The organism is Thalassotalea sediminis, from assembly GCF_030295915.1.
GTDB classification, from domain to species: domain Bacteria; phylum Pseudomonadota; class Gammaproteobacteria; order Enterobacterales; family Alteromonadaceae; genus Thalassotalea_C; species Thalassotalea_C sediminis.
Genome location: NZ_AP027361.1, coordinates 648,801 through 661,154, shown reverse-complemented (window position 1 = coordinate 661,154; position 12,354 = coordinate 648,801). Strand labels below are relative to the sequence as shown.

The window sequence follows — 12,354 nt, the reverse complement described above, 5'->3', positions numbered from 1 at the left end:
GGTTAACTTCATTTAACTACCGAAGCGAAAACCACTATAAATGTCACCTGCTAACAAGTTATGCGTAAACCGGTAACCGAGCACAAACTTCTTTTACTTTTTCCTGAACGGCAGCAATGGTTGCTTCATTGTTGATATCGTCAAGGATATCACATATCCAACCAGTTAATGCTTTCGTTTCTTCGATACCGAATCCACGACGCGTTATCGCAGGTGTACCTAAACGCAATCCTGATGTAACAAAAGGTGAACGTGGATCGTTAGGTACAGAGTTTTTATTGACTGTAATATGTGCACGACCAAGCGCAGCGTCAGCATCTTTACCCGTGATATCTTTGTCGATCAAATCAAGTAATAACAAATGGTTTTCTGTGCCATTTGATACAACTTTATAACCGCGTTCTTGTAATACCTCAACCATTGCTTTTGCATTATCAAGCACTTGTTGCTGATATACTTTAAACTCTGGCTGTAATGCTTCTTTAAATGCAACCGCTTTTGCAGCGATAACATGCATCAATGGACCACCTTGACCACCAGGAAAAACAGCAGAGTTTAACTTTTTATAAACGTCTTCATCGCCACAACCAGAAACAATAAGGCCGCCACGAGGACCAGCTAATGTTTTATGCGTTGTTGTTGTCACTACATGTGCATGGGGTACTGGGTTAGGGTATAGCCCTGCCGCAATTAAACCAGCGACGTGCGCCATATCAACCATAAAATAAGCGCCAACGCTATCGGCAATTTTACGCATACGCGCCCAATCAACAACGCCAGAGAATGCAGAAAAACCACCAATGATCATTTCTGGCTTATGCTCTTGTGCTAAACGTTCCATTTCTACGTAATCAATATCACCGGTTTCAGGATCTAAACCATATTGAAATGCTTCGTACGATTTACCAGAGAAGTTTACATGCGAACCATGAGTTAAGTGACCACCATGAGCAAGGCTCATACCTAATACTTTTCCGCCTGGTGAAACTAACGCTTGAAAAACTGCCGCATTAGCTTGTGAGCCTGCATGTGGTTGCACGTTTGCATAGTCAGCACCAAATAATTCTTTGGCTCTTTCAATAGCTAACGCTTCGGCTTTATCAACAAATTCACAACCACCGTAGTAACGCTTACCGGGATAACCTTCAGCATATTTGTTTGTCAACTGCGAACCTTGGGCTTCTAGCACACGAGGACTACAGTAGTTTTCAGAAGCAATGAGTTCGATGTGCTCTTCTTGACGAATGGTTTCGTCAGTCATTGACTGCCATAATTCAGCGTCAAAATCGGCAATATTCATATCACGAGTAAGCATGTTTATACCTCAAGTTCTCAGCTTTATTGCCCTGTACAATACGAGACATTAGCTGGACGGTTTGTCTAAGTTTAATTGCCGCATATTTTGCCTGAATCATGCGCTAATGTATACGCAAAAACCTCATGCAGTTATTTCATTTTTTAATGAAATATATCGATTGCCCAAAGTGCAATATGCGGTAAAAGTTTTCGGATGCGAGATCAAACCCGCTTTCGAGGTAATATATCGAATAAAAAAACAAAGAACAACACATTAAATTCAGAAATTTAAGTGACAATCCGAATTTAATATGAATTTATAGCGTAATAATAGTTATTAATTTTGATTTCTTGCAAGTAGTGTTTTTAATTCTTTTTTACGTTTTACACCAAACCAATGAGTGATCCCCCACATTATAAATATAAAAACGTTGATTAACATTAAACCTGTTAGTGGCGATTTTTCAGCATTTATCGCAGATTCATACACAAAGAAGTTCGCTAATATACCAAAAGGTAAACACGACCACTTAGTTAACCGAATATAGCTAAGTGATGACTGATGCCCCTTAATGGCATTTTGAATCGCCTGTTCAGGGCTATCATTAATTTGCTTCCATGTTGTTAATCGAATTTTCAATTCGTAATAACAAAAAATAATCGATAGTACTGCACTTCCCCATAAATAACCCAGTAAAGGTCTTTCCCAAGAATCTTCAACAAATGTGCCGTATAGTGCACTTATTATGAGTCCTACCGTTGCAACAACATTCGCTACAAATATATATTTGGCTTCTCTCGTTCTACGTTTAGTTTTTTTTAATAGCTTTTGAATATCCGTTTTTACTGTGGGCTGCTGTTGCCAATCTTGAGTTAACGCTTGCCATTGTTCATCAATTAGCGATGTATCAAGACTCGTATCTTTATTCATGTCTTTATCTTTATGAGGTTCTGAATTATTTGCAGTCATTATTTTTCTGCCCCTAGCAACTCACTAAGTGCTGCTTTCGCGCGTTGCAACCGTACACCTACTAAATTTGTGGTAATAGACAGTACATCGGCAACTTCTTGATAACTCATACCTTCCAATGCCAACGTTATCACTTGCTGTTGTTCTAATTTTAACTGACGAATAGCCTGCGCTAGTTTGCGTTGTCGTTGCTGTTGATCCAGAGATTGGTATGGTGTTGGTTGTTGATGATCTTGTTCAACATCTTGTGGCATGTCACTAAGATCGTGATCTGCTTTCACAGTACGCACAGCTTTGGCGACATGTGTTGCCAAAACATTATGTGCGATACGCGCAACAAATGTTTTCACGGCTGAATCATGGCGAAATTTAGGTAATGCTCGCCAAATATTCAGAGCAATCTCTTGAAAAAGCTCATCTTGTAAAGCAGGTTTTGCTTCAAAACCGGTAATAATATGACGAAGCAGCTTTTCGTGCTCCGTCATCCATTCAGTGAATATTTTTTGAAGATCCAAATCGTTAGTTTTCCCAGTCGTCACCGTTATACGGTGATCTCGTTGTAATGACGGTAATTCTAACGATTTATTCACAAATCACCAACCTTCAATTAACTTAAAGACATAATAACTTTCTCTGACTTCAAGCGCTTTGACATGCCAACAACAAGTGCAGCAGTTAACGCTACTGTAGCAGCCGTACTTACAATCAACGCACTCCAATCAACAGGTAATCCTTTAAACAAATCTTCCATTAAAATTGATTGTGCTGATATGGGTGTCCATTCAACCCAAGCTGGTTTGCTATCCATCATCATCATGGCTAGTGGTACCATCGCTGGCACCATGATTAGCATTGCTACTGTAGATTGTGCCTCTTTAAAAGATTTAGCTTGAAAGGCAAAAAATAGTTGTAATGATGATGCTAAAAAGCAAAGTGGTATCAATAACATCAATAATGCGATAAAGGTCGTAAAGTCTAAACTAAAGGTCGCTCCGATTTTCGTTAAATCAACAAAACTCACCGATACGGTTGTTAAACTCAACATAAGCGTTACTGAAATTGTTGCAATTAAACTAGAACAAATTAACTTAGCTAATACAATTTTATAGGTTTCAACAGGTTGACAAAGCAACAACTCTAATACATTTCGTTCGCGCTCACCGGCGCTAGAGTCGACAGATATTGATTGACCTGAAACGAAAGCCCCCATCATCAAATATAAACCAAGCATTAACGTAATAATAACAGCATTACTTGTTGGCGCTGACGTATCTTGCTCCTGTAAATTAATTGGACGTAATAGTTTTACATCGATACCTCGTACTAATAATCGCTTATAACCAATATTAAGCGAGTGTGCGCGTACTTCATCTTTAATCCGACGGATAGGCGCATTCAATGACTTTTCACTATAGTCAGCACGTAGTGTCAAATCGATAGGGTTTCCTTCAAGAAGATCTTCAGCAAAGCTCGCAGGAATGATCAACTCAACATTATATTCGTCCCATTGACGTTTCTTATCTTCTGGGACTTCGCTGAAAGGCAGAATATTGCTATCGCGTAAAGACTTCATTAACTTGGGTGCATGTTCAGCCCCAGTAACTTTTACGTAAATTGGTGGGTTATCTACCGCTTCATTAATTGCGAACTTTGAAAAGACCATAATAAAAACAGGCATTAATAAACCCATGCTGAGTGCAACCATAAGGGCACGTTTATCACGAAACGCTTCTTTTAGCTCTTTAATAAGTAATGCTTTAAACTGGATCATGCCGCTACTCCTTCGTCTGAACCAATAAGTTTCACAAAAGCTTCTTCTAATTGAGTTTCACCGGCTAAATCACACAATTCTTGTGGTGTACCCTGTGCAGCTAATTTACCATTCGCCACGATAACTACACGGTCACAAAGTGCCGCAACTTCTTGCATCACATGTGAAGAAAACAAAATACAATGGCCCTTTTCCTTAAATTTGTTTAAGTAAGTTCTTAACACGCGGGTACTCATGACATCTAAACCTCGTGTTGGCTCATCCAATACAAAGTTTTGCGGTTGATGTACTAACGCTTGAGCTAATGTGACCTTCATTCTTTGCCCTTGCGAAAAACCCGCTGATTTACGATGCGCTAGATCTTGCATATCTAAGTCTGTCAGTATGGTCTCAATTGCTTGTTTTTTCTTATCTCCATGTAGACCATGTAAGCTAGCGAAATAGTCAATTTGTTCATACGCAGTTAACCGTTCATATAAACCGAATTTATCTGGAAATATCCCTAAATTTGCGCGGGCAGCCAGAGGGTTTTCAGTTACGGCTATACCATCTATTTTTGCATATCCTTGATCAGCAGCAAGTAACCCATAGAGTGTTCGTAAGCACGTTGTTTTTCCTGCACCATTTGGACCTAAAATCCCAGTGATTTCACCATCTTTTGCTTGAAAAGATAGCCCATCTAAAGCAGTAACAACCTGCTTTTTCGTTTTAAAAGCTTTATGTAAATCATGTACTTCAATCATAATATATCCTTATACTCCGCCATTTAAACTAGTCATAAACGACTCTGGTGGAATATCTGCAATGCAGGCGTCATCAAGTTCGTTTGGATTTTGTGTCTTTAAAAACTCATTTATCATTTCCATCGCACAAGGCTGAACACCTGGGGTGTGCGAACTATGTGGCATAACAATGTGTTTACTGTTTGGTAGCGTACTATCTGAATATTCAGCATTACTTGGTGGTGTTACAGGATCAAGATCGCCAGAAATAATCAACGTAGGAATGTCTTCGGTTACTGGTTGATAAAACTCACTATCAACGTTGTATTTAGGCCAAAGTGGGCAAGCTAACTTCAACCCATATTGGCCGATGCTACCATTAAATGTATTTTTAGCATCATCTTCCCAGTTTGACTCACTTATTCTCGGTACATCCTCATTACACAAAATGTTAAACGTTAATCCCATGTACATCCCCTCACCAATATCGCCAGCAGCCGTTGAGCCTGCCAGTGGAGCAAAATTACCTGTTGAGGCTTGGTGAATAATAAGGGGGACAAGTGAACGCATTTCAACAGAATAAAGCTGAGAAAATATTGTAGAAACAAATTTCTGCTCATCAACTTTCATCGCTATCGGCGTACCTAATCGTGGATGCGGTATTGATACCGTAACTGGCTCTTCCGCCAATGCTTTTTTCACTTGTTCAAACTCTGTTGCTAAGTTTGGATATGCTTGTTGGCAACTGTCTTCAGTTTGGCAATTTTCGAGCAACATATTAAATGAGCGCTCAGCACTTTTCCCAAACAGACCAATCGGTACCTCTATTGGACCAACGCTATCTAATATCACAGATGTTAGCGATTCTGGAAACATCCTCATATACACTAAGCCTGCTCGTGTGCCATATGAGCCACCGTAAATCGCAATTTTTTCATGACCAAGTGCCTCTCGAACAGCGTCAAAATCTCTTATGGCATTTTCAGAAGTATATTGTGACAAGTCGCCATCAAGTTGCGATAAGCACGTTTTAATTTCCTCCACCGAAAAATCAGAAGGCAAATTGGTATAAGGATCAAGCTCTTCAGCATTTTTACACTGCAAGGGATTAGACTCACCAGTGCCGCGCTGATCAACTAAAATCAAATCTCGCGTTTTTCTTACTTCATTAAAAGCTTTATATATTCCTCCCGCTAGACTGACTGCTGCTTGACCAGGACCGCCAGCTAAAAACATTAACGGTTCATTATTTTGGCTATTATCAATTGCAGGCAGTACAGCAAAATTGATCGATATTTTTTTACCCTTTTGTTGTTTATAGTTTTCAGGTACTTCAAGTTTGCCACATTGCACTTGTTGCTTAATACCCTCCAGATGGCAATCATTCAATGTTAGTTGATGATCACTTGCCTTAGATAAGCTAGATATACCTACTAAACTTATCGCTGCAATACATTTCCAAGGTGCTGTCATTTTATCCTTCCTTCTAAAATCTTAAATGGTTAGTCTCACACTTAAGTGATTTATTACAAAAAATGTAAAAAAATTAACAATGTGAATAAAAATGGGTTTATAGACGAACTTTTTGTAGCAAGGCTAGCTAAAATTTAATGACAGTGAACGATTCAAAAGTATTGTACTGAACATTGAAGCACAACAACGTGTTATAACGCGACGTTGTACTGTATTTTCGAAACTTCAACTAACCAGCACTAACGTTTAGCGTAATGGTCAGTTTACCTAATCATAATTAAGGCTAATTTGATGGAAGAAAAGCCGCAGGGAGATTGCGGCTTTTCAAATATGAGAGTAAACAAACAATAGGGGAGCTCGTTTAGCTCTCAAAACCTTTTGTTAGTTAAAAAGATTGTGTGTAACTTAACGTAAACACTCGACCTCGAATATCGTACAAAGACTTATAAGGCTCTCTAGGACGTAGGCTACGACGAGGTGTATCTTCTTCTGTTAGATTCAAAACACCTAATGCTAGTTTTCCATGCCAAGGCGTAAAATAGGTATAGGTTAAGTTATGCCCTGTAAAAGACGCTAACGCATCAAACACTTCAGTCTCGCCTTCATCGTTTGTAAATGTGTCTTTTTGAGAGGCAATATAATAAGAATACAGATTGAGTGAATGATCGTTATATGTCCATGTTAAAGACATATTGACTCGATCCTGCGGGCGACCAACATCACCAAGCTCATCATCACCTAAAGCGACAGTACCTTCTTCGCTAATGAAGCTAGTTCTATACTTGCGCATGTGTGACCAATTTAGGTCTATATCGAATGCTCCAACTTGCGTTTCAACACGGCCATTTAACGCAGCGTCTATACCTGAAATTTCACGTAAACCAGCATTAGTATTTGGTGTGAATATTTCAAGAATATCACTGTTGCCTCGCAATAAAATGTCTACGCCTGGTAATTTAGACGAAATAGGTACACTGCCTCCTTCAGCCATCCATGTCTGAATTTGCATTAACTGTATAACGCTGGGTGAAATAGTCGTTACACGATTTTCCGTATCTAACGTCCACATATCGGCTTTTACTTGCCAATGCTCGGCAAACTGCCACACTACACCAATATTGGTGTTTTCACTTTCTTCAGCTTTAAGATTTTTATTACCACCCTGTGTCGCCCAATATTCATCAACTAGATTACAATCTTCCAATGAAATACCTTGGTTATAACAGCCAATAAAATTGACTTCATTGTCGCGGTAGCCTCGAATATTATCCGAGTATAAATCTGTTAATAATGGTGCTTGGAACCCTGTACCTGCTGAACCTCTAATCAATAAGTTTTCTGTAGGGCGATAACTAATAGACACTTGTGGATTAGTTGTAGTACCAAAATCACTATAATCATCGTGACGGGCAGCTATATTTACCTCAAGGTTTTTAAAGATAGGAAAAACAGACTCAACAAACACAGCGGAAGCCGTTCTTGAGCCAATACCGCCACTACCACCATTTCCGCCGGCAACATTACCTGCTTCAGCTTGGCCATCGATTTTAGAATAATAGGTTTCTCTCAAATGAGATGCTCCAACGTAAGCAGACCATGTACCACCAGGCAAATCCATTACGTCAAATTGTACACCACCACGCAAACTATTTTGCGTTGAAACTCGACGTTTATCGAAGTTAGCTCTTACCGAAGCTGGCGGTAAAGAATCGGGGTCTCGCGGATCCCACCCGCTCCAATTTCCATCAGCATCCATATATCCGACCGAATCAGTAAGCTGCGCAGTACTGGCGTAGTTGCTGCCCCAAGTAAACGCATCATATCTCGCATAATTTGCACTTAAGTCCCAAGTAATTTCACCTAATTCACCTTCCAGTCCCACGACTAAATCAAGCGTCGTATCATTATGTTCAGCTTCGCGATCACCTAGAGTATTCATACGATAGCCAAACCAGCCACCTTCTTCTACCGGCGATAAATCAAGTGTTTCACCTGTGCTAGTGGTAATTGTTCTACCAGGTAATGCAATATCAACAGGAAACCATGCAGGTACTCCAGCAGAGACATCTTTAGTCTGTTGGTTCATCCACATACCACGAGCAACAAGACGAATATCGTCAGTAAGTTCGTACGTCATATTTGTCATCATTGCATCACGACGAGTAGATGGTAGTTCTTGCGCTGCAGTTGTGTAGTCATAAGCACAAACAGAGTCATCAGCATCACTTAACTTAGATAATTGACCAATGAACTGACCAGAACCTTTACCGTTATAGACATCACAATTACCCTGTAAGTTTAAAGGTTCGTCATTCCAACCATTACTCCACTGCTGTATTGTTCGCCCAGTACTGCTTAACCCCCACCAATTATCCAAGTACTGCGGATCTGCTCCTTCTTCAACTAATTGTGCGGTGGCGTAATCAAGGTCAGACATTAATAGCTCATCTTCTTCATAGTGTTCCCATGAAAATACCATTGAGCCTCTTTCACCACTCAACCCACCCGTTAGGGTAAATTTCTCAGAGTCTTGACCCGTTACACTATCAGGAAATTCATATTTAGCAGACATTTCTAAGCCACTAAATTCTTTTTTCAAAACAATATTAATCACACCAGCAACGGCGTCAGAACCATAGACCGCAGAAGCACCATCAGTAAGAATATCTATCCTTTCAATAGCGGCTGTTGGAATCATATTTAAGTTGGCGCTGCCGCCAGTGATTGGCGATTTAGTTAATCTGACACCATCAATTAATACAAGTGATTGACGAGCGTCTGTTCCTTTTAGAGAAATCTCAGCTTGTGAGCTCCAACCGTTATTTGAATCACCACCAAATGAACCAAAGCTATTTAAAGACGAATTTCTTAATACATCACTAACGGTTGAAAATCCGGATGCCTCCATATCTGCTGCAGTAATTGTAATGACAGGACTCGCTGCTTCAAATGCAATACGTTTGATACGCGACCCTGTAACTTCAATACGTTCAACTTTTTCATCCGTTGAAGCCTCTTCAGCCATTGCTGAGTATGATCCCGTACAAAGCGGAATAATTGCTGCCGCAACTAAAGAAATTTTTTGAACCTTCGTTATTTTTTTGTTGTTAAGTCGAATTTGTCGACTTTTTATGTTGTTAATCCCAAACATGTTATGACCTTAATTTTTATTATTTTACTCGGATGAATTACACCAAATCAATATATTGTATACAATATATTGGATCCTAGGTTAGGCTAAATCTATTTACTGATCAAGCGCTTTGTATACAATTTTATTATCTCGATGATTTATAAGTGGATTTCATTAAAATTTTTGAAAACTCTTTGCGATGAAACATGTTAAAAACTAAACCTTTTTTTACATGTTTTTTAATTTTCCCTGTATATAAAATCTGCACTACACATCAGGTGAGCTGTAAAGTGTGCAATATTCAAACAGTAGTGTTCTGAACAAGAAAAAAATAAAAAATAAACATTCACATCACTTTGATTTAAAGATAAAGTTTAAATAGATGTAATCTAGTTTGAGGACAACTGATGGATTTAAATCAGTGGGTAGATGAATTATTTGAAGTCTTTGATGAAGACAAAGACGGTGTTATTAGTAGAAGTGAATTTGTTGAGTTAATCGACGTTCTATTACAAGATAAAGGTATTAGAATGTGTGAAAGCATTTTTAAACGATTTGATAAAAATCACGACAATTCAATATCGAAAGAAGAGTTAAAGGAAATGGTTATAGAATTAGCGTTGTAACGCAATTCTTTCTACAGATTAACGCCCATTTACGTAATTATTTAACCGATACCATGCAGTATTTGTGAGGTTTCTTGTCTTAAGAGATTGTATATGGTCGTTTTTTTGTGCATCTACGTTTAATCTTTTAATGCTATTTTCTGTGGTAATTTCCTCCCTTTAAGTTATCAATAATATCTCAAAACAAATTAACATGCGTGTTTATACAAATAAGCAACCGCCACGTTATGTTAAGCTTCAAAAGCATCTTGTTTTAACGACGTTATAAACGGGCGCAATAACTTTATCGGCATTAATGCAACTAGCCTGGTATGCCAAGGTTAATCATTTAAATAGCGATAGAGCAATACATATTCTTTTCTAGCTAATACTACTGTCTTTAACACAGTTTTTACCCGCTAATTTGGCAGCGTAAAGTGCTTTATCAGCTTTTGCATACAATGCACTCGCTTTAGTTTTTGGTTCTGTAGTAGTACAAACACCAAAGCTAGCTGTTACTGAAATTCTTCGTTGACTATCATCTCTAAAAGCAGACATTTCAAAGCTTTGACGAATTCTTTGTGCTACTTTCATACCTTGCTCATTATCTGTCCGTGGTAACACACACATAAATTCTTCACCACCTATTCTGCCGACAATATCACCTGGTCGACAGCTATCTTCTGCAATCTTAGCTATTTCAACCAACACCTTATCGCCGATAGGATGACCATGTAAATCATTAATAGCCTTAAAGTCATCAACATCAAATAAAATAACAGTCAATGCACCTTTGTCTATTATTGTCTTCTCTAATAGCGCGTCGAGTTTTTCAAAACAATAACGTCGGTTGTATAGTCCGGTTAACGGATCTACTCTTGTCAAAGCTGTTATTTGGATATTATGTTTATATTGAAAGGTAACTACGATTATCACTACTACCAATAAAGTAATTAAAAATACAATAATGTAGCTTTGTTGTTTGGCTTTTTGTTCTCTATTTTCGGTCGCTAAATCGGTAGCTTTTTGTCTTTGCTTTGACAATGCCCGCTCTACTTCTTGCCTTTCTAACTCTAATGAGGCCCTGATATTATTGACGCGACTCGTTGAGTTATCGATCAACGCTTGACTGTATGCCTCATAGTATTGTTCTAATGTCTGATAAGCGAGTTTAAAGTTACCTTTCGCAAACGCTAAGTGGCCGCGTATTTTTTGATTCTCTAATTCCCATGCCGTGCCAAGTAATTCTGGCATTGTGTCAAAAATCGCTTCTGAAGCTTTTATCGCTAATTCTGCTTTATTTAGCTCACCTAACGTAATATGGCAGCTGGCTTTTCGTTTATAAAGTTCGGCATCATAATCGTCTAATCCCTTGAGAGCAAAAGCCTGATCAATATATGTTAGCGCATTAACACAATCGCCCTTTTCAGCATAAGTCATACCTAATCCATAGGCAGAAAAGTAAGAAATATTAGTATTAGGGGTATAATTTACTGCCTCTTGATAGCGCTTAAAATAAACAATAGCTTGATCATACTTTTTCCAATAGCGATAAGTAGACGCCAAGCCATATATTGCCTCTGCAATATGCGCTTTGTAGTTTAAACGTTCGTAGGTATCAAGCGCTTTTTGATAATACTCGAGCGATCTTTTATAACGATTCATATAGCCATAAATTGCGCCGTAAGTTTCATTAATGGTGGCTATTAAATATTGATCTTCTATCGCAAACGCTTCAACAAACGCTTCTTGTAAGTCTTTAAGGGAAGTATCGTAGAGATCTGCAAGGCTATAAGTATACGCTAACTCTTGTTTTGCACGTATATAAACTCGGTTATTGCCAACTTTTTCTGCCGCTGACATAGACTGTTCAAACAGCCCTCTCGCTTGTTTATAGTTTCCTTGACGTTGAACAGATAAACCTTGATAAAAGTAATAGCGCGCTTGAATTTCATTGTCCACCTGATTAGACAATAACGGTTTAATCAAGGCTAATGTTTGATCGAATTTCAAATAAAAATACAGTAAATTTTCAGCTTGTGCTTTTCTAACTAACCACCAAAGATAGTTGTTAGTATTACTATTGTTATGTTGAACCTCTTGCGTTAAAAGCGCTTCATAAGCAAGCCAAGGGTCGCGAAATATCATTTCCTCTGAAGATTCAGATGACAATTTATCAGTCGTATTGTTAGTGAGTGGTTTAGCAGCAAGAACGTTACTTTGTACAAACATTATTGGTATAAAACACAATAATGTTAGTCGAAAAATACTAATGCCAACTTTATTTTTCAATCAGAAAACCCTCTAATACATTTTTATTATTGTTCTCGTTGATATTGTTCAGTCTACATGTTTTACGTATAAAGTTTCATCATACTTTAGTG

The 12,354-nt window shown here is 38.4% G+C and carries 9 protein-coding genes; 1 reads left to right on the top strand and 8 read right to left on the bottom strand.

All coding sequences use genetic code 11. The features are described 5' to 3' along the window. Positions 1-58 precede the first annotated feature (58 nt). The 7 genes from glyA to QUE09_RS02965 form a co-directional block, all read right to left on the bottom strand. A complete protein-coding gene (gene glyA / locus QUE09_RS02995; protein ID WP_286234724.1) occupies positions 59-1,315 on the bottom strand; it encodes a serine hydroxymethyltransferase in 1,257 nt (418 codons plus the stop codon). 318 nt (positions 1,316-1,633) lie between these two features. Next, positions 1,634-2,266 (bottom strand): hypothetical protein, encoded by a 633-nt coding sequence (locus QUE09_RS02990; RefSeq protein ID WP_286234723.1) that lies wholly within the window; start codon positions 2,264-2,266, stop codon positions 1,634-1,636. Next, positions 2,266-2,856: an RNA polymerase sigma factor gene (locus tag QUE09_RS02985; protein WP_286234722.1), complete on the bottom strand. Its 591-nt coding sequence runs from the start codon at positions 2,854-2,856 to the stop codon at positions 2,266-2,268. Before QUE09_RS02985 ends, QUE09_RS02990 begins: the two co-directional genes overlap by 1 nt. Before the next feature lie 17 nt (positions 2,857-2,873). Beyond that, positions 2,874-4,037, bottom strand: a complete 1,164-nt coding sequence (locus QUE09_RS02980; RefSeq protein ID WP_286234721.1) for an ABC transporter permease — start codon at positions 4,035-4,037, stop codon at positions 2,874-2,876. Continuing rightward, positions 4,034-4,780, bottom strand: coding sequence for an ABC transporter ATP-binding protein (locus QUE09_RS02975; RefSeq protein ID WP_286234720.1), 747 nt, complete (start codon positions 4,778-4,780; stop codon positions 4,034-4,036). Before QUE09_RS02975 ends, QUE09_RS02980 begins: the two co-directional genes overlap by 4 nt. A gap of 9 nt (positions 4,781-4,789) precedes the next feature. Then, positions 4,790-6,232, bottom strand: coding sequence for an alpha/beta fold hydrolase (locus QUE09_RS02970; protein ID WP_286234719.1), 1,443 nt, complete (start codon positions 6,230-6,232; stop codon positions 4,790-4,792). Between the two features lie 385 nt (positions 6,233-6,617). Continuing rightward, a complete protein-coding gene (locus QUE09_RS02965; protein WP_286234718.1) occupies positions 6,618-9,383 on the bottom strand; it encodes a TonB-dependent receptor plug domain-containing protein in 2,766 nt (921 codons plus the stop codon). Between the two features lie 389 nt (positions 9,384-9,772). On the opposite strand from QUE09_RS02965, the gene QUE09_RS02960 reads away from it, so the two are divergent. After that, positions 9,773-9,991, top strand: coding sequence for an EF-hand domain-containing protein (locus QUE09_RS02960; protein WP_286234717.1), 219 nt, complete (start codon positions 9,773-9,775; stop codon positions 9,989-9,991). A 360-nt stretch (positions 9,992-10,351) separates the two neighbouring features. Here QUE09_RS02960 and QUE09_RS02955 read toward each other — a convergent pair whose 3' ends face one another. Beyond that, on the bottom strand, positions 10,352-12,262 hold the full coding sequence (locus tag QUE09_RS02955; protein WP_286234716.1) for a tetratricopeptide repeat-containing diguanylate cyclase: 1,911 nt from the start codon (positions 12,260-12,262) through the stop codon (positions 10,352-10,354). Positions 12,263-12,354 lie beyond the last annotated feature (92 nt).